A 19,805-nucleotide genomic window follows, 5' to 3' on the forward strand; every position below is an offset into this window, starting at 1 on the left:
AAACCTATTTCTTGATGTGGAGGTGGTACGGCGCCGACATCTGCCGACGGCCGGGTCGTATCGAACCCCCGATGGACCACCATCCCCAGGTTGGAGCGGTGATTCGGGTGCTCGCGTATAAATCCCTTGCGAGCACGTAAACGTAACGCACAGAAACAGCGACCGGCACCCAGTGTGTCACGGATTAGCCCGGCGCGATAGTCTAACCACATTTCAGGGCGGGAAATATCCCTGCGCTCTCCCACATACAGGGGTGATCACAATGACGACTCCCTCCTCGCCGGGCAGTGACCTCGGCGCCGAGCTGGCCGCCGCGATCACCCGTCGTTTCTCCGCCTCCACCTGCACATACTCCACCGTCCAGGATGCCCGTCCGGCCCGGCACGCGCCGTGGCCGGAGTGGGTCCATCCGGGGCTGCGGGGGTATCTGGAGGACCACGGCATCAGCTCGCTGTTTACCCATCAGGCGCAGACCGCGAACCGGGCCCACGAGGGTGAGGATGTGGTCGTCTCCACGGGAACCTCGTCGGGGAAATCGCTGGGATACCTCCTCCCGATTCTCAGCGACCTGGCAGCCGACCCCACCGCCTGCGCCCTCTACCTCACGCCGACGAAGGCACTGGGGTCCGACCAGCTGCAGGCCGTCAGCGCACTGACCCGCTCGATCGGGGGCCTGAACACCGTCCACCCCGCCCCCTACGACGGTGACACCCCCACCGAGGCGCGCAGCGGAATACGGGACACCTCGCGTTTCGTGTTCACCAATCCGGACATGCTCCATGTCTCGTTATTGGCGCACCACCAGCGCTGGGCCCGTCTGCTGCGCCGTCTGCGCTACATCGTCGTCGACGAGTGCCACACCTACCGCGGCGTCTTCGGCGCGCACGTCGCCCTGGCGCTGCGGCGGTTGCTGCGCATCGCGGAGCACTACGGGTCCGCGCCGACGGTCATCCTCGCCTCCGCCACGGCCAATGACCCGGCCGCGCACGCCGCGAACCTGCTCGGTCGCCCCGTCACGGCGGTCACCGAGGACGGTGCCCCCACCGGCGCGCGGACGGTGCTGTTGTGGGAGCCCGGGTTCCTCGACGGCGTGGAGGGGGAGAACGGCGCGCCGGTGCGCCGGGCCGCGGCCACCGAGGCCGCCGGCATCATGGCCACCTTCGTCGCCGAGGGCGCGCGCACCCTGACGTTCGTCCGGTCCCGCCGTTCCGCCGAGCTCGTCGCCCTCCGCACGATGGAGGAGCTGTCCTCCCTGGGGCGGCCGGACTTCGGGCGCCGCATCGCCGCCTACCGGGCCGGCTACCTGGCGGAGGACCGCCGCCGCCTGGAACAGCAGCTTGACGACGGCACCCTGCTCGGCGTCGCCACGACCAACGCCCTCGAGCTGGGCATCGACGTCGGGGGCCTCGACGCCGTCGTCACCGCAGGCTTCCCCGGCACCGTCGCCAGTTTCTGGCAGCAGGCGGGCCGGGCCGGACGCCGGGGCCAGGGCTCGGTGGTGGTGCTCGTCGCCCGGGACGAGCCGATGGACACCTACCTCGTCCACCATCCCGAGGCCCTGCTGGGCCGGCCGGTGGAACGCGCGGTGTTCAACCCGCGCAACCCTTATGTGCTGCGGGGTCACGTGTACTGCGCGGCCGTCGAGAAGCCTCTCACGGAGGCCGACGTCGACGCCCTCGGTGCGCACGAGGTCGTCGCGGAGCTCACCGATGCCGGGCTGCTGCGCCGTCGCCCGCGCGGCTGGTTCCCCGCCCCGCTCATCGACGCCCCGCTCACCCCCGACACCGCCCACGCCGCCGTGCAGCTGCGCGGCGGCAGCGGGGAGGAGGTGCTCATCGTCGACGTCACCGACGGGCGGCTGCTGGGCACCATCGACGCCGCCCGCGCCGCCGCACAGGTCCACCCCGGCGCCGTCTACCTGCACCAGGGGGAGAGCTTCGTCATCGACGACCTCGACTTCGACGACCGCATCGCCCTCGCCCGCCCGGAGACGCCCGAGTACTCGACGATCGCCCGCTCGGAGACGGACATCCGCATCCTCGGCCGCCCGGGGCCGGACGAGCTGGTGAACTACTCCCCCGGCCTGTGGGTGGCCAACGTCGAGGTGGAGGTGACGGACCGGGTGACGGGGTACATCGTCAAGCTGCCCGACGGCACCACCGCCGACCACGTGCCGCTGGACATGCCGGAGCAGACCCTGGTCACCCGCGCGGTGGCGTACACGATCGACCCGCTGGCGCTCGACGCGATGGGGGTCACCGCGGGGGACACCCCGGGCACGCTGCATGCGGCGGAGCACGCGGCGATCGGGCTGCTGCCGCTCATCGCCACGTGCGACCGCTGGGACATCGGCGGGGTCTCCACGGCACTGCACCCGGACACGATGCTGCCGACGGTGTTCGTCTACGACGGCCACCCCGGCGGCGCGGGTTTCGCAGACGAGGGTTTCGCCCGCTTCCCGGAGTGGATCGAGGCCACCTTCGACGCCGTGCGCTCCTGCGGCTGCGAGTCCGGCTGCCCCTCGTGCGTGCAGTCACCGAAGTGCGGCAACGGGAACAATCCGCTGGACAAGGCCGGCGCGCTGAAGCTGCTCGGCGCGCTGGTGACCATGACGGGCGCTACACCGGGCCCGCCGTCGCCCTGACCTCCCTTCCGCGCACGTCAACGGTGACGGTGAGATCCGCCCCCGCCACGCGGCAGGTGCTTATCGACGCCCCGTTGTGCCCCGCCACCTGCGTGGCTGCGACGCAGCCGTCCTCCCCGCGGTAGACGGCGAAGGCCCCCGCCACGGCCGCGAGGTCCGCGGCCACCCGCGCCCGGTGGTGGGCTTCGACCTGGCCGGCCACCCCGATGACCACGAGGCACAGGCTGAGAAGTGCGGCCGCCGCGCCGGCGGTGACGATGGTGGGCATCAGGGCACCTCGACCGGGAAGACGGCCGCGTGGCGGCGCGGTCCCAGCGGGGAGGGCACGCTCGCCACGGCGGTGGCCAGTCCGGAGGACTCGCTCACGGCCACGTCGCCCCGGGGTGGGGTGAAGTCCGCGCCGATGGCGTACGCGCGGGCCGCCGCCCCGGCGGTGTCGACGGCCACCAGGTGCGCGGACATCGTCGCGATGCCCGCCACGATGAGGCCGCACACCGTGACGAGGCTGCCGATGCCGAGCGCCGTCTCGATCGTGGTCACGGGGCGGAGGAGAGGGCGTCGGTGATGATCCCCTCGATGGCGGAGACGACCGCGGGGGCGTTGATGACGCCGTAGAGCACGGCGGCGAGGGCGGCCGCGGCGAGCGAGCCCATGGCGTACTCCACCGTCGACATGCCCTTGTCGTCGCGGAGGGTGGTGGTGAGGTGGTTGATGAGGGTCATGGTGTTTCTCCTAGGTGAGTAGTTGGGTGCCCAGGCTGATGACCACGGGGGCCAGGCCCAGGATGAGGAAGGCGGGCAGGAAACAGAGGGTGAGCGGCAGCGCGATGAGCACTCCCGCGCGTTCGGCCCGGGCGGTGGCCCGGGCGGCGGCGTCGTCGCGCAGGGTGGCGGCGATGCGGCCGGCGGCGGTGGACAGGGCTGCGCCGGAGCGCCCCGACAGGGCGGCCGGGCCGGCCAGGTCCCGGAGTCCGGGGAGGTCGGCGGCCTCCGCCCAGGCGCGCCGGGCGGGCACCCCGATGGCGAGCAGCGCCGCGATGGTGCGCCACGCGCCCCGGCTGCCCGTATCGGCCCCGGCGTCGACGAGGGCGGCTGCGGCTGCCGCCGGGGTGAGCCCGGCCTGCAGGCAGGCGGCGTAGAGGTCGATGTCGGCGGCCACGGCGAGCAGGTCCGGGTCCCCGCGGCGGCGCGGGCCGTCGCGCGGGGTCTTCGGTCCGAGGTCACGCAGGCGCAGGATGAGCTGCGGGGGCGGCAGGAGGAGCACGGCGGCGAGGATCAGCAGCGTCACGGGGCGGCCCTCCCGATGATGTGGCGGGACCAGAGGAAACCGCCGGCGGCCAGGGTGGTGCCCGTGACCAGCAGGATCCCGCCGAGCCCGCCGCCGGTGAGGAACCCGACGGGGTCGGCCCCCATCGCGGTGCCCATGCCCACGCCGGCCAGCGGCAGGAGGGTGAGGATGACGGCGGTGGCCTGCGGTCCCTGCAGCGTGGCGGTGGTGGCGGCGCGGTGGCGGAGGCGGGCGTCGAGACGCAGGCGGGCCTGCTCCACCAACGGCGCGAGCGGCAGCCCGTGGCGTTCCGACAGGGACCACAGGGTGCCGAGGGGTGCCAGTTCGGCGGGGCCGTCGAGCAGCACGGCCGCCCCGGACAACCCGCGGCCGACCCGGGTGCGCACCTGGTTGAGGGTGGTCGCCAGCTCGGTGGGGGTGTCGGCGGGCAGGTTCCCCGCCGCGTGATCGACGGCCATGGACATGGTGTGCCCGGCGCGCAGTTCGCCGTCGAGGAGTCCGAGGAAGGCGGCGGTGTGTGCTTCTCGACGCCGCCTCCTCCCCCGCTCCCGCATGTCCCGGCCGACCCACGCGGCGGTGCCCAGCACGAGGAGCAGGGCGACGGTGCCCGAGGCGCTGCCCAGCAGGATGAACAGCACGGCCCCGGCCCCGAGGACGGGGAGTCCGAGCAGGCGGGCGTCGGGTGCCACGGCATGCAGGCGGCCGGACGGCGACGGGGCGGGCAGGGCCAGGTGGGCGGCGAGCAGCAGGAGCGGGGTCATGTGGACGCGGTCACCTCCGCCTGCAGCTCGGCGAAACCGGGCAGCGCGCCGTGGTCGGCGTCCCACACGGGGTGGGCCTCCACCGGGTTGCCGCGCAGCAGGCCGATCTGGTGGACCCGGCGGCGGCCGTCGCTGCCGCGGCGCATGACGACGACCACGTCCATCGCCGCCGCCAGCTGGGAGTGCAGCGCGGTGCGGGTCATCCCGCCGAGGGCGGCCAGGGCCTCCATGCGGGCGGGGACCTCGGCGAGGGCGTTGGCGTGGATGGTGCCGGCGCCACCCTCATGGCCGGTGTTGAGTGCGGCGAGCAGGTCGACGACCTCCGCCCCGCGGATCTCCCCGACGATGATGCGGTCGGGGCGCATGCGCAGCGCCTGCCGGAGCAGGTCGGCCATGGTGATCTCCCCCGAACCCTCAACGTTGCGGCCGCGCGCCACCAGGTTGAGCACGTGCGGGTGCCGGGGCTGGAGTTCGGCGGTGTCCTCGATGCACAGGATGCGTTCCTGCGGGCCCACCTCGGCCAGCAGCGCGGCGAGCAGGGTGGTCTTCCCCGTGCCGGTGCCGCCGACGACGAGGAAGGCCCGGCGGCAGCGCACGAGGCCACGCAGCACGGCAGCGATCTCCTCGCTCACGGTGCCGCGGGCGACCAGCTCGTCGAGGGTGGTGGTGGCCTGACGGAGAACCCTCAGACTGAGGCAGGTGTGCCGGGCGGACGGCGGGGCCAGCAGGGCGTGGAGGCGGATGATGGAGCCGTCGTCGCGGGTGAGGCGGCCGTCGGCGAAGGGCTGCGCGTCGTCGAGACGTCGCCCGCAGGAGGTGGCGAGGCGGGTGGCCAACTGGCGGACTGCGGCGTCGTCGCCGAAACTCACGTCCGCGCGTTCCAGTCCGCGACCCCGGTCGAACCACACCTCGTCGGGCCCGTTGACCACGATGTCGGTGATGCCCTCGGTGGAGAGCACGGGCTCGAGGGGGCCGACGCCGGTGGAGTCGTGGCGGAGCCGACGCAGCAGGTCGAGGACGTCGACGTCGGAGATGACCCCGGCCTCCTCCCGGATGAGACGGACGATGTCGGCCGCGTCCGCGCCGGCGGGGGAGTCGACGAGGCGGCGCTGCACCTTCTCGAAGAGGTCGTTCACAGCGTCACCCCGGCGTGCTCCAGCACGAGGCGGGCGGTGGCGGACAGCTGTCCGGGGAGGCGGTCCGGCAGGCCCCCGAGCTCGACGGTGCGGGACAGACGGGGGACGTTGCCCAGGGGCGTGATCATGTCGCAGTGGGTGATCTTCTCCAGGTCCCCGGTGCCCAGGCCCGACCAGTGGCGGTGCCGCACCACCCCGGCGACGGTGCAGCGCCGGGCGGTGAAGCGCGCGACGAGTCCGGCGGCCGCGGCGGCGGGCCGCACCTCGGCCGGGACGACGATCGCCACGTGCCGACAGGCGTCGGCGACGGCGTCCGCCACCTCCCCGCCGCCGGGCATGTCGATGATGGTCACCCCGGGGGCGGCCCGGAGTGCCTCGAGCACCGGCCCGACCAGGCCCGGGGTGAGGCGGAAGGGGTCGGCGATGGTGCTGCGGGCGGCGGACAGGCAGGCGATGCCGTCGGAGGTGGTCGGCAGGGCCGCCCGGAGATCCGCCCCGTCCACCGTGCCCTCCCCCAACCGGAGTTCCGGCCAGCGGATCCCCGGGGTCTCCTCGAGCCCGAGCAGCAGATCGAGTCCACCGGAGCGGTCGTCGGCGTCGATGAGCGTGACCGGGTGCGCGCCGGCGGCGACCCGGGCCATGGCGGCGGCGAGAGTCGACGCCCCGGCCCCGCCGGCCGCCCCGCAGACGGCGAGGAGGACACCCGGGGAGCCCGGGGCGGGTCCCGGCGTCGCGGGCACCCGGCTGTGTCCCACCGCCGCGAGCAGGTCCGGGGCCTGGGCGGGCAGCACCCAGGCGTCCTCGGCGTGGGCCTGCAGGGCGGTCTGCCAGTCGACCGGCCCGGGGTCGGCGGCGAGGAAGTGGATGCCGGGCCGCCGGTCGAGGGTGGCGACGTGGCGGGCGGTGTCGGCGTCGACGAGCACGGCGTGCGCGCGGGGCAGCAGGCGGGTGATCTCGCGGGGGTCGATGGTGTCGATGACGTCGTGGCCGGTGGCCGCCGCCACGTGGGTGGCCTCCGGGTGGATGACGGGATCACTCACGGCGACGAGGATGAAGGTGCTGGTCATGGCCCCACCATCGCCTGAGCCGTGGCCCCGGACAAGAGGACGACGCCCGGCCTGTGGATAACTTGGGTGACTGATGACGGATCATCATCGTTCTGTGGATAACCACCGCCACCGAGTGGTCGCGCGCCGGTGGGCATGTCACACTGACGGCGCCCGGGGGAGAAATAAGGGACGGCCCGCGCCTCGGGGGGGGTGTGCGCGGGCCGTCTGTAACCCGGCATCGGGGGGGATTGCCGGGGCAGGCCGCACTGTATATCGGGGCCTTGCAAGAGGAATTATGGCACACCTTTCGGCTCATGACAATACCGGGGCGACGACTTTCTCGAAAAGGCTTTCTATGCCGCGAATCGTTTCCGACAAGCACAACTCGACAACCACTTTCACCCCACCAGTATCACCTGCACCACATTCACCTTACGTTTCACAGGGTGGAGGTCTACACTGTGTCCTCATGAACCCCGGGTCTCCTGCACGCAAGCAGGCCACCACGCCAGACACCCCGCGCGTGGCGGCCTTCTTCGACCTGGACAAAACCATCATCGCCACCTCCTCCGCCTTCGCCTTCGGACGCGAGTTCATGCACAACGGACTCATCACCACCTCCGAGGCCCTGCAGATGTCCCTGGCCAAGGCCACCTACATGATCGCCGGCCAGTCGAGTGAGCAGATGGACTCCACCCGCGACCAGCTCGCCGCCCTCGTGGCCGGCTGGTCCGTCGAGCAGGTCCGCACCATCGCCTCCGAGACGATGCACAACGTGGTCACCCCGGCCATCTACGCCGAGGCCCGCGAGCTCATCGCCTTCCACCGCAGCGCCGGCCACGACGTCATCATCATCTCCGCCTCCGCCTCCCACCTCGTCGATCTCATCGCGGAGGAGCTGGGCATCGACCAGGTCGTCGCCACCGAGCTGGAGGTCGAGGACGGCCGTTTCACCGGTGAGATCCTCTTCTACTGCAAGGGTGACGCCAAGGCACAGGCCATCACGGACCTCGCGGCGGAGAACAACTACGACCTCTCCGTCAGCTACGCCTACTCCGATTCGGCCACCGACATCCCCATGCTGCAGGCCGTGGGCAATCCCATCGCCGTCAATCCGGACCGCGCCATGAAGAAGGCCGCCCTGGAGAACGGGTGGGAGATCCGCACCTTCCGCGACCCGGTGCCGCTGTTCCAGATGCCCTCGCCCCGCGAGATCAGCATCGGCGCGTCGATCGTGGCTGTCATCTCCGCCGCCGCAGCCGGCGGCATCTGGTGGGCGCAGCGCGGCCGCCGCGGCTCCGCCTGAACCTGACGCTACAGCACCTGCCGCTACAGCGCCCGGGCGATGGCCTCCGCCTCCTCGGCGCCCGCGATCCACGACCGCAGCGACAGCTCGAGGAACTCCCCGGCACTGCCCTGCGCCCACGCCCGCGCCGCCGCCAGATATTCGTCCCGGTGCCGCAGAAGGTAGGTCTCCGGCACGGCCAGCCCGCGCGGATCCAGGCCAGTCGTCACCGCCGCGAGACGCCCGGCGGCCCGCGCCACCAGCCCGGACCGGTTCCCGAACAGCTCGTGCGCCAGGATCTCGGCGTGCACCACCTGCGGCAGCAGCACGTCGTGCGTCCCGCCCGCCAACCACCCGGCCAGGCGCTGCAGCCGCTCCGGGGAGCCCTCCGGACGGCCCCCGCCTCCGGCGAGGACGGACATCCGCGCGAGGATCTGCAGTGGTGCCCGCCCGAAGACCCGCGCCGACGCCTGCAGGGAATCGGGGGCCAGCATGCTGGAGACCGAGATGGACGCGCCGAGCACCCCGACCGGCTCGTCGCCGAGGCGGACGGTGGGATCGTCGATGAGCGCGGACGTGCGGGCACCCCGCAGCACGGACTCCGATCCGGTGACCTCCGCGCGGCGCAGCGACACGGGTCGCCGGTGGACGGCGGCGACGGCCTGCTGCGCGGAGTCGGCCAGCGAGGCGACGTCGCCGAGTCGGAGAAGAGGTTGCAGGGGGTCAGCCGCGGACATATCCACTACGATAGCGCTGTGAGGGTTGCACATTCACTGTGAATCCGTGGCACCATGGTCAGGAATAGCCGACACCATATGACAGCATGACAGCAGCAGGAAGGCACATCGTGAGCAACAAGGGACTTTTCACCGACGGACCGAAGGACTTCACTCCGCGGGTCAGCTCGATTCCGCTGAGTGACGTTGACACGACCCGCGCCGGCGAGGGCTCCATCGGCGACCTGGTCTCCAACGCCACCGCGCAGATGTCCTCCCTGTTCCGCGCCGAGCTGGAGCTGGCCAAGACCGAGCTCGCCGGCGAGGCGAAGAAGGGCGCCATCGGTGGCGGCCTGTTCGGCGTCGCCGGTGTTATCGCCCTCTACTCCTCCTTCTTCTTCTTCTTCTTCGCCGCGGAGCTGTTGAGCACCTGGCTGGAGCGCTGGGCCTCCTTCCTCATTGTCTTCCTGTTCATGCTGCTGCTCGCCGCGCTGCTGGCCCTGTTCGGCTGGAAGAAGGTCAAGACGGTCGGCGCCCCGCAGAAGACGATCAACTCGGTCAACGAACTGAAGAACCTGGTTCCGGGGCAGGCCACGCAGAAGCTCGAGGCCCGCAACCGCGGGATGTACAGCTAGCCCGTCCCCCGCATCCGCCCGCGCAGTCACCGCGAGGGCGGATTTTTCTTTGCTCAACCGGAGAGGAGTCCCCGTGTTCCCGCGCCGCCGCCCGCTGTCGCCGTCCGTCGTGGAGCTCGACGGCCCCTTCCGCCACCAGCTCGTGCACACCCGCGGGATCCGGCTCCACGCGGCGGTGGCCGGCCGCCCGCAGGACCCGCTGGTGGTGCTGCTGCACAGTGCCTTCGGCGGCTGGTTCGAGTACCGCCGGGTCATCGCCCCGTTGGCGGCCCGGGGGTTCCACGTCGCGGCCGTCGACGCCCGCGGCTACGGCCTCAGCGACAAGCCGCCGTCAACGGCCGGGGATGATCTGCGCACCGCCGCCGGGGACATCGCCGGGCTCATCCGCGCCCTGGGCCACGAGCGGGCGATCGTCGTCGGGGCGGATTCGGGTGGCACCGTCGCCTGGGCGTTGGCCGCGAACTACCCCGACATGGTCGCGGGGCTCGTGTCCGTCAGCGCCGCCCACCCCGTCGACCTGCGGCGCGCCATCGCGGCGCGCCCGTGGTACCACGTGCGCACCATGGCCCGGCCCGGGTTGCCGTTGCTCGGCACCGCCGCTTATCGACGCCACCTCCTCGCCTCCACCGCCCCGGAGTTCCGGCACTCCCCGGAGTGTGCCGAGGAGCTTCACCTCCGGCTGCAGTCGGCGCGGATCAGCAACGCCCGCCCCGGGATGCTGCGGGCCAACCGGCTGCTCACGGCGTCGGTGTCGGCCCGCTGGCTCCACACCACCGTCGCGGCCCCCACCCTGCTCCTGCAGCCCCCGCTGCCGATGTGGCGGCACCTGGCGCGCCGTTCCCTGCGGCGGATCTCCGGAGACGTCGCCGTGCGGCACGTAGCACGGACGCGGGACCTGCCGCACGTGGAGAACCCGTCGGCCTTCGTCGAGACGGTCGCGGAGTTCGCCGACAACGCCGACAACGCCGACAACCACGCCTAACGGGCGACGCACTCCTGGGTGCCCACCGGCGCGGTGAGGGCCGCGACGTCGCCGACCTGGCGCTGGACCTCCTCGGCGGTGAGGACGTAACCGGTGTCGGTCTGATCCACGCTGGCACCGAAGACCACGCCGAGCACCGCACCCTGGGTGTCGAGCATCGGGCCGCCGGAATTGCCCTGGCGGATGGTGCCGCGGACGGTGTAGGCGTCACGCTCGACGCGCCCCTCCGCGTAGATGTCGGGGCCCGCGATGAGCAGCTGCTCGCGGATACGCGCGGGGGCCGCCTCGAAGGGGCCGGACTCGGGGAAGCCCATGACGATGGCGTCGTCGCCCGACTCTGCCGGGGCCGGTGCCCACGGCAGGGCGGGCAGGTTGAGGCCCGGGGAGTGCAGGACGGCGATGTCCACGCCCGGGTTGTAGTAGACGACCTCGGCCTCCTTGACGCCCAGCACCGTGTCCAGGCGCACCGACTGGGTGCCCGCGACGACGTGCGCGTTGGTGATGACGTAGTCGGGCTCGGTGACGAAGCCGGAGCCCATGAGGCGGCGGAAGCACTGGTCCGAATCGCCCTGGATGTGCACCACCGAGGGGCGCACCCGCTCGACGAGGGCGTGGTCGTCGATCTGGATGTTGGGGGCGGCGACGTCCCGGGCGGGTGGCTCGTCGAAGGGGGCGAAGATGGGCGGGAGACCCGATTCGTCGAGAAGCACGGTGATCCGGGCGGGCAGCTGCTCGAGCCCCGGCGGGGTGTTGCGGTCGACGAACCCGAGGATCGTCGAGTTGCGGATCCCCTGGCTGACGCTGCCCGTCAGGCCCGTGGCCAGCGGAATCGAGATGAGCCAGATGACCAGCAGGGTGGCGGCGGCGGTGAACAACGCGCCCACGGCCGAGTCGATGGTCTGCGAGGCGCGCATCCGCATCCGGTCGCGTAACGACGACCCGAGCACCCCGCCGATGAGATTGCCCAGACCGACGAGCATGATGATCGTGCCCAGCCCCAGGAGGAACCGCAGCGCCACCGACTCGGTGAGCTGCATGACCGGCGGCGCCAGGGCCGCCCCGAGGATGAGTCCCGCCACGACACCGATGGTCGCCAGCACCGAGGCGAACGCCCCCTGCCGCCAGCCGGTGACGATCGCCGCCACGAGGGCCAGCAGGATGAGACCGTCTACGAGGAGGGCGGGGGTCACGGGGCGATGCGTCCAATCAGGGTGTCGTCGGTTATCGCAGAAATCTTACCCGGTTGCCCGGGTCCGAATAGCGAGGCTCGTTGTTCCGCGATTTCGCCAGCGTGTCCTGCAGGTCGAGCGTGGTCTCGCGGTCCCACTCCTGCTCCCAGCCGCCCTGGTGCAGCAGCGCGGAGATGAGCCCCGCGGTGAAACCCCACACCAGGTAGTCGTTGATGGTGAACGCTGGCCCCTTCCACCCCGACCAGCCGACCATGAGGCGGTTACGCGGGTCGACCAGGTCCGACAGGTAGGCGGGGAAGACGTCGTCGGCCTCGGTGGGGCTGGCCACCCCGACCTCCCCGGGCGTGTGCCAGTGGCCCAGCACGGGGTGCACCGGGTAGCCGGAGGCCCGGATGTGCACGGGCTCCAGCTCGGCGACCGGGGTGACCGTGGTGCGGTCCAGGCCGGTCTCCTCCCACGCCTCACGGAGGGCGGCGTCGACCGCGTTGAGGTCGGTGTCGTCGACCCGCCCACCGGGGAAGGCGATCTGCCCGGAGTGCGAGCGCATCGACGGCGAGCGGTGCGTGAGCAGCAGCGCCGCGTCCTGCGGCGGATCCGCCTGCAGGTGATCCGCCCCGGAGAAGAGCATGAGCACCGCCGCCGAGCGGTCCGCCTTGACGGGGCCGGACCGCCCGCGGGCGTCGACACCGCGCACGTCGGGGTGGGCACGGGCCCGGGTGACGTCGCTGAGCAGGGAGCGCATCCAGCGTGGTGCCCGTTCCGGCGCCAGTCGCGTGTTCTCCCCCGGCGAGTCCGGGCCGAAATCCATCCTCATCGACCGGTCACCGCCGCCTGCACGGCCTCCTCGATCTCGGCCGCCGACTCGAAGGTCCGCGGGAACATCTGCAGCTGCTCGTCCCCGTCGAAGACCACCGTGATGGGGATGACGCCGGGCAGGCCGAGCGTGCCGGCGAAGGCGTTGTCGAGGTCCTGGTAGCTCGGCAGGGAGATCCCCAGCTCATCCAGCATCGCGGCCCCGTTACCGGGGTTGCGGTCCGCGTGGACGCCGACAACCGTGTACTCGGGGTGGGCGGCGGCGAACTCGTCGAAGTACGGCAGCTCGTCGCGGCACGGACCGCACCACCAGGCCCACACGTTGGCCACCGTGATGCCCTCCGCCGCCGCCGGGCCGTTCTCCCCGCCGAGGCAGTCGAGGGTGACACCGCCGACCCCGGTCGCCGGGCAGTCGGGCCGGTCACCGACCTCGGAGAGCAGGGCGTCGGTGGTGAGGGGGCCGGCGTCCTCGGGGGCCTGCGCACCGTTCTCCGGGCCCGGGTCATTGACGGTGCGCAGCATGACGAACGCGCCCGCCACGACGGCGACGGTGAGGACGACGCCGATGATGACCGTCCACAGGGCCTGCCGATTCATGCCGCCACCTCCCGGGAGGGACAGTCCCTCGCGATGACGCACTCGGCGCACGCCGGGCGGCGGGCATGGCACACGCGACGTCCGTGGAAGATCATCCGGTGGGAGAACATGGTCCACTCCTTCTTCTCGATGCGCTCGGTGAGATCATGCTCGATCCGCAGTACATCGGTCGAATCGGTGAGTATGAGCCGCTGCGCCAGGCGGGAGACGTGGGTGTCCACCGCCAGCCCGGGCAGACCGAACGCGTTGCCACGGACGACGAGCGCCGTCTTGCGCCCCACCCCGGGCAGGGACACCAGGTCGTCGAGGTCACGCGGCACCTCGCCGTCGAACCTCGCCATGAGCGCCTCCCCCAGCCCCAGCAGGCTCTTCGCCTTGGCCCGGAAGAAGCCGAGGGGGCGGAGGATCTCCTCCAGCTCGGCGGTGTCGGCGGCGGCGAGAGACGCGGGCGTCGGAAAGCGGCGGAACAGCTCCGGGGTGACCTGGTTGACGCGGACATCGGTGGTCTGGGCCGACAGGACCGTCGCCACCGTCAGTTGGAAGGCGTCGGCGAAGTCGAGCTCGCAGTGTGCGTCCGGGTACTCCTCCGCCAGCTGCCGGTTGATCCGGCGGGCTCGGCGGGTGCGCCCCAGGTCAGTCTCGGTGCCGCGGGCGGCGGGGTGGGGGCGTGGGGATCTGACCGGCATACCGGACAGCTTAGCCACTACGATGATTTCCCATGACCGTCGTTCTCGTCGTCGCTGCTCCGATCATCCTCGCCCTCTTCGCCATGCAGATGGAGAAGCTGGAGTCGTGGATCCTGCCGTCGGCACCTGCGGCCGCCGAGCCCGTCCCCGAGCTTGCCGACGAACCGGGCGGGGACAGGGTCGACAATGACGACAGGGACACCGCCGGGGAAAACACTGAAGAGATGTGACAAATTTCCCTGAGGTGGCTCACACGTGACCAATTCCACGGTAGGGTGGTAAGGAACACACTGCGCCGAGAGTTACATTTGTGCCCTCACCAGGGCCCCACCACCATCCCGTGGGTCCTCCCGGCGCGCCGTCGATAGGACCGAGGAGCGTCAAGTGGAAGGTGTACAGGAGATCCTGTCCCGCGCCGGAATCTTCCAGGGGGTTGATCCGGTTGCCGTGAACAACCTGATCAAGGACATGGAGACCGTCCGTTTCCCCCGTGGAACAACCATCTTCGAGGAAGGCGAACCGGGCGACCGTCTCTACATCATCACCGCCGGCAAGGTGAAGCTCGCCCGCCACGCGTCCGACGGCCGGGAGAACCTCCTCACCGTCATGGGCCCCTCCGACATGTTCGGCGAACTCTCCATCTTCGACCCGGGCCCGCGCACCTCCTCCGCCGTCTGCGTCACCGAGGTGCAGGCCGCCACCATGAACTCGGAGATGCTCAGGCAGTGGGTGTCCGACCACCCGGAGATCGCCCAGCAGCTCCTGCGCGTCCTGGCCCGCCGCCTGCGCCGCACCAACGCCTCCCTGGCCGACCTCATCTTCACCGACGTCCCGGGCCGCGTCGCCAAGACCCTGCTGCAGCTGGCCAACCGCTTCGGCTCCCAGGAGGGTGGCGCCCTGCGCGTCAACCATGACCTCACCCAGGAGGAGATCGCCCAGCTCGTCGGTGCCTCCCGTGAGACCGTGAACAAGGCGCTGGCCACCTTCGCCCACCGTGGGTGGATCCGCCTCGAGGGCAAGTCCGTCCTCATCGTGGACACCGAGTCGCTGGCCAAGCGCGCCCGCTGACCCGCAGAAAGAGACACCCGCCGCACCTCCTCGGGGAGGGCGGCGGGTGTCGCGTGTCCGGGGGCTGCGGCTACTTCTGAGCGGCCAGGTAGCGCAGGGCGACGCGGGTCGACTGCTCGGCGGCGTGGCGCAGCACCGGGTCGACATCGTCGTACATCTCGTCGATGAGCGTCTTGAGGTCGACGTCCTCGCCCAGGCGGGAGTGGACCTCCCGGATCTGGTTGAGGCGGTGCTCACGGCGATCGATGTACTTGCGGGCGAAGGCGGAGATGTCCTCGCCCTCGGGGCCGTGGCCCGGCAGCAGGGTGATGCCCTGGCCGCGCTCCTCCAGCAGACGCAGGGTGTCCAGGTACTGGCCCAGGTCACCGTCGGTCTCGGAGATCATGGTGGTGTGGCGGCCGGCGATGGTGTCACCGGTGATGATGCCCTCCAGGGTGGACTCCCCCGGCTTGCCGGACCAGACGAAGAAGCACGCGGAGTCCGCGGTGTGGCCCGGGGTGTGCACGACCTCGATCTGCGGGGTGACGCCGTCGGCGGAGACGATCTCACCGTCGGTGATCGGGGCGACATCGCCGGCGCAGATGGTGGGATCGAACGCCCGGATGGGGGCGCCGGTGAGCTGGCGGAAGCGGTGCGCACCGTCAGCGTGATCCGGGTGGTGGTGGGTCAGCAGGACGAGGCCGACCTTGTCCGCCTTCGCTCCGAGCACATTGAGGTGTCCCTCATCCTCCGGGCCGGGGTCGATGACGATGCTGTGGGTGTCACCCTCAGTACGGATGACCCACGAGTTCGTACCCTCCAGGGAGGCGTACCCCGGGTTCGGGCACAGGACGACAGACACGGACTCAGAGACCGGTCGAAGCTGGCTGTAGGCAGGATGCTCCATGCGCACCAGCTTAGCCCGGTTGACCCTGCATGCCGAACCGAATGCCCGAGAAAAGGGTCTAGTCCGCGACCTCGACGATGAGCTCGACCTCGACCGGGGCACCGAGCGGGAGTTCTGCGACTCCGACGGCGGAACGGGCGTGCTCCCCGGCCTCCCCGAAGATCTCACCCATGAGGTTGGACGCACCGTTGACCACGGCCGGCTGGGCCGAGAATCCCGGGGCGGAGGCGACGTAACCGACGATCTTGAGGACGCGGGTCACCTTGTCGATGCCGACGAGGGCGTCGATCGCGGCCAGGCCGTTGAGGGTCGCGGTGCGGGCGAGACGGGCGGCCTCCTCCTCGGAGACGTCCTCCCCCACCTTGCCGGTGGCGGCGAGCTGGCCGTCGACGAACGGCAGCTGGCCGGAGGTCCACACCTGGTTGCCGGTGCGGATCGCGGGGACGTAGGCGGCGACGGGGGCGGCCACCTCGGGCAGGTCGATGCGCAGCTCGGCGAGGCGCTCGGAGACGGTGCTCATCAGTTCTTCTCCCGCTTCATGTAGGCGACGACATTCTCCGGGTTCGGCCCCGGGATGACGGTGACGAGCTCCCAGCCGTCCTCGCCCCAGGTGTCGAGGATCTGCTTCGTGGCGTGGCTGAGCAGCGGAACAGTGGCGTATTCCCAATTGGTCATGGCACCACAGTACCCGGGTCAGATGCCGTTGAGTTCCCCACCGGAGGACAGGTACTCGGCCCAGTTGGTGATGTGCGGGTTCTTGCGCAGCAGCGCACGACGCTGGCGCTCCGTGAGGCCGCCCCACACGCCGAACTCGACCTTGTTGTCGAGGGCGTCGGCCCGGCATTCGGTGACCACCGGGCAGTGGCGGCAGATGACGGCGGCCTTGCGCTGCTCCGCGCCGCGGACGAACAGCGCGTCCGGATCGCCGGCGCGACACTTGGCGTGAGTGATCCACTCACCGCGCTCGTAACAGACGGGCTGCTGCTGCTCGAACGGGGAACGGAAGGACTCTCCAGCGAGCGGGGTTGCCATCGTGCTCTCCAATCAGACAGGCCGGAAGTGGCGGGGTCTTTCTGCGTGTAAGTGTATTCACAGCCTTAACACTAAGTCGAATACGTCACACTTCCAGGGGCAATCAATAGTTCCCTCCACCCCCCTCCACTGCGTAGGGTAAGGGGCGTGTCTGTGTCGAAATCCTTGGCCAATATCACCGCCGCCGCCATTGTCGCAGGTGTAGCGGGTGCCCTCGCCCTCGCCCCCGTCGCGGGCATCTCCGGCGTGGGCATCGCGAGAACCAACGAGACGATGCAGTCGAACCTCGCGGACCTCACCGACGGCACCACCCCCGGGGTCACCACCATCACCGACTCCACCGGCCAGCCGATGGCCTGGCTGTACAACCAGCGCCGCTACCCGGTGAGTAACGAGCAGATCTCGCAGCACATGAAGGACGCGATCGTCGCCATCGAGGATCACCGCTTCTACGAGCACGACGGCGTCGACATCCAGGGCACCGTCCGCGCCATGGCCACCAACGTGCTGGCCGGCGGCGTCGAGCAGGGCGCGTCGACGATCAACCAGCAGTACGTGAAGAACTACCTGCTGTTCATCGACGCGGAGAACGAGGCGGAGCAGGCCGCCGCCGTCGAGCAGTCCATCCCCCGCAAGCTGCGGGAGATGCGCATGGCCTCCGACCTGGACCGCAATCTGTCCAAGGACGACATCCTCACCCGCTACCTCAACCTGGTGCCCTTCGGTAACCGCTCCTTCGGCATCGAGGCGGCGGCCCGCACCTACTTCGGCATCAGCGCCGCGGAGCTCAGCGTCCCGCAGTCCGCGCTGCTGGCGGGCATGGTCCAGTCCTCGGAGTACCTCAACCCGTACACCAACCCTGACGGGGCCACGCAGCGCCGCGACACGGTGCTGCGCGCGATGGCCAACCAGGGGGTCATCACCGCCGAGCAGGCCGACGCCCACATCGCCGAACCACTCGGCGTGCTGGAGTCCCCCGCCACCCTGCCCAACGGCTGCATCGCCGCCGGGGACCGCGGTTTCTTCTGCGACTACGCCCTCACCTACCTCGAGTCGAAGGGCGTGGAGAAGGAACGCCTCATGGAGGGCGGCTACACCATCACCACCACCCTCGACCCGCAGGTGCAGGACGCGGCCCGCGCGGCCGTCTCCCGCAACGTCGACCCCATGACCACCGGTGTCGCCGAGGTGATGAACGTCGTCGAGCCGGGCACCGAGTCCCGCGACATCCTCGCCATGACCTCCTCCCGCAATTACGGCCTCAACCTCGACGCGGGTGAGACCGTCCTGCCGCAGCCCAGCTCCCTGGTGGGCAACGGCGCAGGCTCGGTGTTCAAGGTGTTCACCGCCGCCGCGGCCATCGAGCAGGGCATGGGTCTGGAGACGGTCCTCGACGTCCCCGACCGCTACGAGGCCGAGGGCCTGGGCACCGGCGGCGCCCGGAACTGCCCGCCGAACACCTACTGCGTGGAGAACGCCGGCAACTACAAGGACCAGATGACGCTGCGTGAGGCGCTGGCCCACTCCCCGAACACCACGTTCATCCAGCTCATCGAGCAGGTGGGCGTGCCGGCCGTGGTGGACATGTCCGTCAAACTCGGTCTGCGCAGCTACGAGGTGCCCGGCACCTTCGACGGGGAGAGCTCCATCGCGGAGTACATGAAGAACGCCAACCTCGGCTCCTACACCCTGGGCCCCACCGCGGTGAACCCGCTCGAGCTGTCCAACGTCGGCGCCACCCTGGCCTCCGGGGGCCGCTGGTGCGAGCCGAACCCCATCGTCTCGGTCACCGACCGGGAGGGCCAGGAGATCTTCCTCGAGCGCCCCGCCTGCGAGCAGGCCCTTGACTCGGGTGTGGCGAACGCCCTCGCCGGCGGCATGGCCGAGGACCTCATCACCGGTACCGGCGCCCGCGCGGCGAACGTCACCGGCTGGGGTGGGCAGGCCGCCGCCAAGACGGGTACCACCGAGTCACACCTGTCTTCGGCGTTCCTGGGCTTCAACAGCGGTTTCGCGGCGGCACCGTACATCTACAACGACGGCACCAGCTCCTCCCCGCTGTGCACCTCCCCGGTGCGCCAGTGCGGTTCGGGTGATCTCTTCGGTGGCCGGGAGGCCGCGGAGTCGTGGTTCCAGACCGCCAACCAGGTGCCCGCCGCCCTCAACGGGGGCCTGGCCGGGCATGATCCCAAGTACGATCTCGGCACCACGCACGGTGTCCTCGCCGAGGTGGTGGGCATGACCGAGCAGCAGGCGCGGTCCACCCTCGAGGGGCAGGGCTACCGGGTGGAGGTCCGTACCGTCGACGGCACCCAGCCGCGGGGCCGCGTCGAGCGGGCCCTCAACCAGGGCATCCTCGAGCCGGGCAGCACGGTCATCATCGAGCTCTCCCGCGGCGTCACCCAGGCTCCGGCCCCGCAGCCGGCCCCCGCGCCGCGTCAGCCGTCGCAGTCTCCCCCGCCGATCCCCCAGATCCCGGACCTCACGCAGGAGGACATCGACGAGATGACCAACCAGCTGCGTGACGCCCTGGGACTATAGCTACGCCAACCTGGCGCGCACGGCCGTCGACAGGCGCTTGCCGTCGACCTGGCCGGCGGCGGCCGCGGTGGCGGCCTTCATGACCTGGCCCATCTGCTTCATGGAGACCTCGCCGGGCTCGATGCCCTGCTCGGCGGCGACGGTGGCCACCGCGTCGTCGACAAGCTTCTCGACGCCGGCCTCATCCAGCTGAGCCGGCTGGTACTCCTCCAGCACGGCGACCTCCGCCAGCTCGGTCTCGGCGAGCTCGGGGCGGTTGTTGTCGGTGTAGATCTGGGCCGACTCGCGGCGCTTCTTGATCTCGCGGGCGATGACCTTGAGGATGTCCTCGTCGGTCGCCTCGTGCTTGGCGCCGGTGGTCTCCTCCCCCTGGATGGCGGCCAGCAGCATGCGGATGGTGCCGGTGCGGCCCTTGTCCTTGGCCAGCATCGCGGTCTTCAGGTCGGCGCGGATCTTGTCCTTCAGCTCACTCATGGGGGCCACGATACTCCGCCGGT

The 19,805-nt window shown here is 70.9% G+C and carries 24 protein-coding genes; 7 read left to right on the plus strand and 17 right to left on the minus strand.

Features of this window, described 5'->3' with window-relative positions; genetic code table 11:
* Positions 1 to 262: 262 nt before the first annotated feature.
* Positions 263 to 2,644, plus strand: coding sequence for a DEAD/DEAH box helicase (locus tag B9Y70_RS03465; RefSeq protein WP_085548877.1), 2,382 nt, complete (start codon positions 263 to 265; stop codon positions 2,642 to 2,644).
* Here the strand turns inward: B9Y70_RS03465 and B9Y70_RS03470 are convergent.
* Genes B9Y70_RS03470 through ssd form a run of 7 tightly spaced genes read right to left on the minus strand, consistent with a single transcriptional unit; the run spans position 2,619 to position 6,895 of the window.
* The gene (locus B9Y70_RS03470; protein WP_085548878.1) at positions 2,619 to 2,912 is read right to left on the minus strand and encodes an Rv3654c family TadE-like protein; all 294 of its coding nucleotides are present in this window, start codon (positions 2,910 to 2,912) and stop codon (positions 2,619 to 2,621) included. The genes B9Y70_RS03465 and B9Y70_RS03470 overlap by 26 nt on opposite strands.
* Entirely contained in the window at positions 2,912 to 3,184 is a 273-nt protein-coding gene (locus B9Y70_RS03475; RefSeq protein WP_085548879.1) for a hypothetical protein, read from the minus strand. Before B9Y70_RS03475 ends, B9Y70_RS03470 begins: the two co-directional genes overlap by 1 nt.
* Positions 3,181 to 3,366, minus strand: a complete 186-nt coding sequence (locus tag B9Y70_RS03480) for a DUF4244 domain-containing protein (RefSeq protein ID WP_085548880.1) — start codon at positions 3,364 to 3,366, stop codon at positions 3,181 to 3,183. The genes B9Y70_RS03475 and B9Y70_RS03480 overlap by 4 nt, the downstream gene beginning before the upstream one ends.
* 10 nt (positions 3,367 to 3,376) lie before the next feature.
* Positions 3,377 to 3,931, minus strand: a complete 555-nt coding sequence (locus B9Y70_RS03485; protein WP_240309122.1) for a type II secretion system F family protein — start codon at positions 3,929 to 3,931, stop codon at positions 3,377 to 3,379.
* Positions 3,928 to 4,692, minus strand: a complete 765-nt coding sequence (locus B9Y70_RS03490; RefSeq protein ID WP_085548881.1) for a type II secretion system F family protein — start codon at positions 4,690 to 4,692, stop codon at positions 3,928 to 3,930. The genes B9Y70_RS03485 and B9Y70_RS03490 overlap by 4 nt, the downstream gene beginning before the upstream one ends.
* Positions 4,689 to 5,828 (minus strand): TadA family conjugal transfer-associated ATPase, encoded by a 1,140-nt coding sequence (locus B9Y70_RS03495; RefSeq protein WP_085548882.1) that lies wholly within the window; start codon positions 5,826 to 5,828, stop codon positions 4,689 to 4,691. Before B9Y70_RS03495 ends, B9Y70_RS03490 begins: the two co-directional genes overlap by 4 nt.
* A complete protein-coding gene (gene ssd / locus B9Y70_RS03500) occupies positions 5,825 to 6,895 on the minus strand; it encodes a septum site-determining protein Ssd (RefSeq protein ID WP_085548883.1) in 1,071 nt (356 codons plus the stop codon). The genes B9Y70_RS03495 and ssd overlap by 4 nt, the downstream gene beginning before the upstream one ends.
* 451 nt (positions 6,896 to 7,346) lie before the next feature.
* Between ssd and B9Y70_RS03505 the strand changes: the two genes are divergently transcribed.
* Complete coding sequence (locus B9Y70_RS03505; RefSeq protein ID WP_085548884.1) at positions 7,347 to 8,183, plus strand: HAD family hydrolase; 837 nt, start codon at positions 7,347 to 7,349, stop codon at positions 8,181 to 8,183.
* A gap of 23 nt (positions 8,184 to 8,206) precedes the next feature.
* On the opposite strand, the gene B9Y70_RS03510 is transcribed toward B9Y70_RS03505, so the two are convergent.
* A complete protein-coding gene (locus tag B9Y70_RS03510) occupies positions 8,207 to 8,899 on the minus strand; it encodes a hypothetical protein (RefSeq protein ID WP_085548885.1) in 693 nt (230 codons plus the stop codon).
* A gap of 86 nt (positions 8,900 to 8,985) precedes the next feature.
* Between B9Y70_RS03510 and B9Y70_RS03515 the strand changes: the two genes are divergently transcribed.
* Complete coding sequence (locus B9Y70_RS03515) at positions 8,986 to 9,513, plus strand: phage holin family protein (RefSeq protein ID WP_205410407.1); 528 nt, start codon at positions 8,986 to 8,988, stop codon at positions 9,511 to 9,513.
* Between the two features lie 73 nt (positions 9,514 to 9,586).
* Complete coding sequence (locus tag B9Y70_RS03520; protein WP_085548887.1) at positions 9,587 to 10,495, plus strand: alpha/beta fold hydrolase; 909 nt, start codon at positions 9,587 to 9,589, stop codon at positions 10,493 to 10,495.
* Here the strand turns inward: B9Y70_RS03520 and B9Y70_RS03525 are convergent.
* From B9Y70_RS03525 to nth, 4 genes are read right to left on the minus strand one after another with little or no spacing between them, the layout of a single operon-like run.
* Positions 10,492 to 11,685 (minus strand): MarP family serine protease, encoded by a 1,194-nt coding sequence (locus B9Y70_RS03525; protein WP_085548888.1) that lies wholly within the window; start codon positions 11,683 to 11,685, stop codon positions 10,492 to 10,494. The two genes, B9Y70_RS03520 and B9Y70_RS03525, sit on opposite strands and share 4 nt — an antisense overlap.
* Before the next feature lie 31 nt (positions 11,686 to 11,716).
* On the minus strand, positions 11,717 to 12,499 hold the full coding sequence (locus B9Y70_RS03530; RefSeq protein ID WP_085548889.1) for an NUDIX hydrolase: 783 nt from the start codon (positions 12,497 to 12,499) through the stop codon (positions 11,717 to 11,719).
* Positions 12,496 to 13,095: a TlpA family protein disulfide reductase gene (locus B9Y70_RS03535; protein ID WP_085548890.1), complete on the minus strand. Its 600-nt coding sequence runs from the start codon at positions 13,093 to 13,095 to the stop codon at positions 12,496 to 12,498. The genes B9Y70_RS03530 and B9Y70_RS03535 overlap by 4 nt, the downstream gene beginning before the upstream one ends.
* The gene (nth, locus tag B9Y70_RS03540; protein ID WP_085548891.1) at positions 13,092 to 13,781 is read right to left on the minus strand and encodes an endonuclease III; all 690 of its coding nucleotides are present in this window, start codon (positions 13,779 to 13,781) and stop codon (positions 13,092 to 13,094) included. Before nth ends, B9Y70_RS03535 begins: the two co-directional genes overlap by 4 nt.
* A gap of 32 nt (positions 13,782 to 13,813) precedes the next feature.
* Between nth and B9Y70_RS03545 the strand changes: the two genes are divergently transcribed.
* Together B9Y70_RS03545 and glxR are read left to right on the plus strand one after the other, a co-directional pair.
* Positions 13,814 to 14,011: a hypothetical protein gene (locus B9Y70_RS03545; RefSeq protein WP_085548892.1), complete on the plus strand. Its 198-nt coding sequence runs from the start codon at positions 13,814 to 13,816 to the stop codon at positions 14,009 to 14,011.
* A gap of 154 nt (positions 14,012 to 14,165) precedes the next feature.
* Complete coding sequence (gene glxR / locus B9Y70_RS03550) at positions 14,166 to 14,849, plus strand: CRP-like cAMP-activated global transcriptional regulator GlxR (RefSeq protein WP_085548893.1); 684 nt, start codon at positions 14,166 to 14,168, stop codon at positions 14,847 to 14,849.
* Between the two features lie 70 nt (positions 14,850 to 14,919).
* Here the strand turns inward: glxR and B9Y70_RS03555 are convergent, their stop codons facing one another.
* The 4 genes from B9Y70_RS03555 to B9Y70_RS03565 are packed head-to-tail and all read right to left on the minus strand — an operon-like array spanning position 14,920 to position 16,767.
* On the minus strand, positions 14,920 to 15,735 hold the full coding sequence (locus B9Y70_RS03555; protein ID WP_085548894.1) for an MBL fold metallo-hydrolase: 816 nt from the start codon (positions 15,733 to 15,735) through the stop codon (positions 14,920 to 14,922).
* Between the two features lie 58 nt (positions 15,736 to 15,793).
* Entirely contained in the window at positions 15,794 to 16,255 is a 462-nt protein-coding gene (locus B9Y70_RS03560; RefSeq protein ID WP_085548895.1) for a RidA family protein, read from the minus strand.
* Complete coding sequence (locus tag B9Y70_RS12605) at positions 16,255 to 16,410, minus strand: Sp36 family protein (RefSeq protein WP_143337501.1); 156 nt, start codon at positions 16,408 to 16,410, stop codon at positions 16,255 to 16,257. Before B9Y70_RS12605 ends, B9Y70_RS03560 begins: the two co-directional genes overlap by 1 nt.
* Positions 16,411 to 16,428: 18 nt before the next feature.
* Positions 16,429 to 16,767, minus strand: a complete 339-nt coding sequence (locus B9Y70_RS03565) for a WhiB family transcriptional regulator (protein ID WP_085548896.1) — start codon at positions 16,765 to 16,767, stop codon at positions 16,429 to 16,431.
* Between the two features lie 147 nt (positions 16,768 to 16,914).
* On the opposite strand from B9Y70_RS03565, the gene B9Y70_RS03570 reads away from it, so the two are divergent.
* Positions 16,915 to 19,308, plus strand: coding sequence for a penicillin-binding protein (locus B9Y70_RS03570; RefSeq protein ID WP_085548897.1), 2,394 nt, complete (start codon positions 16,915 to 16,917; stop codon positions 19,306 to 19,308).
* Here the strand turns inward: B9Y70_RS03570 and B9Y70_RS03575 are convergent, their stop codons facing one another.
* Positions 19,309 to 19,782 (minus strand): GatB/YqeY domain-containing protein, encoded by a 474-nt coding sequence (locus B9Y70_RS03575; RefSeq protein ID WP_085548898.1) that lies wholly within the window; start codon positions 19,780 to 19,782, stop codon positions 19,309 to 19,311. It lies immediately after the preceding gene.
* Positions 19,783 to 19,805 lie beyond the last annotated feature (23 nt).

The organism is Corynebacterium pollutisoli, from assembly GCF_900177745.1.
GTDB lineage: Bacteria > Actinomycetota > Actinomycetes > Mycobacteriales > Mycobacteriaceae > Corynebacterium > Corynebacterium pollutisoli.

Bases quoted from the DNA above. Each gene is read 5' to 3' on its own strand.
- B9Y70_RS03565 (WP_085548896.1), bottom strand. From the start codon at position 16,767: ATGGCAACCCCGCTCGCTGGAGAGTCCTTCCGTTCCCCGTTCGAGCAG.
- B9Y70_RS03510 (WP_085548885.1), bottom strand. From the start codon at position 8,899: ATGTCCGCGGCTGACCCCCTGCAACCTCTTCTCCGACTCGGCGACGTC.
- ssd (WP_085548883.1), bottom strand. From the start codon at position 6,895: ATGACCAGCACCTTCATCCTCGTCGCCGTGAGTGATCCCGTCATCCAC.
- B9Y70_RS03480 (WP_085548880.1), bottom strand. From the start codon at position 3,366: ATGACCCTCATCAACCACCTCACCACCACCCTCCGCGACGACAAGGGC.
- B9Y70_RS03555 (WP_085548894.1), bottom strand. From the start codon at position 15,735: ATGGAGCATCCTGCCTACAGCCAGCTTCGACCGGTCTCTGAGTCCGTG.
- nth (WP_085548891.1), bottom strand. From the start codon at position 13,781: ATGCCGGTCAGATCCCCACGCCCCCACCCCGCCGCCCGCGGCACCGAG.
- B9Y70_RS12605 (WP_143337501.1), bottom strand. From the start codon at position 16,410: ATGACCAATTGGGAATACGCCACTGTTCCGCTGCTCAGCCACGCCACG.
- B9Y70_RS03465 (WP_085548877.1), top strand. From the start codon at position 263: ATGACGACTCCCTCCTCGCCGGGCAGTGACCTCGGCGCCGAGCTGGCC.
- B9Y70_RS03490 (WP_085548881.1), bottom strand. From the start codon at position 4,692: ATGACCCCGCTCCTGCTGCTCGCCGCCCACCTGGCCCTGCCCGCCCCG.
- B9Y70_RS03535 (WP_085548890.1), bottom strand. From the start codon at position 13,095: ATGAATCGGCAGGCCCTGTGGACGGTCATCATCGGCGTCGTCCTCACC.
- B9Y70_RS03515 (WP_205410407.1), top strand. From the start codon at position 8,986: ATGACAGCAGCAGGAAGGCACATCGTGAGCAACAAGGGACTTTTCACC.
- B9Y70_RS03545 (WP_085548892.1), top strand. From the start codon at position 13,814: ATGACCGTCGTTCTCGTCGTCGCTGCTCCGATCATCCTCGCCCTCTTC.
- B9Y70_RS03575 (WP_085548898.1), bottom strand. From the start codon at position 19,782: ATGAGTGAGCTGAAGGACAAGATCCGCGCCGACCTGAAGACCGCGATG.
- B9Y70_RS03470 (WP_085548878.1), bottom strand. From the start codon at position 2,912: ATGCCCACCATCGTCACCGCCGGCGCGGCGGCCGCACTTCTCAGCCTG.
- B9Y70_RS03560 (WP_085548895.1), bottom strand. From the start codon at position 16,255: ATGAGCACCGTCTCCGAGCGCCTCGCCGAGCTGCGCATCGACCTGCCC.
- B9Y70_RS03530 (WP_085548889.1), bottom strand. From the start codon at position 12,499: ATGAGGATGGATTTCGGCCCGGACTCGCCGGGGGAGAACACGCGACTG.
- B9Y70_RS03505 (WP_085548884.1), top strand. From the start codon at position 7,347: ATGAACCCCGGGTCTCCTGCACGCAAGCAGGCCACCACGCCAGACACC.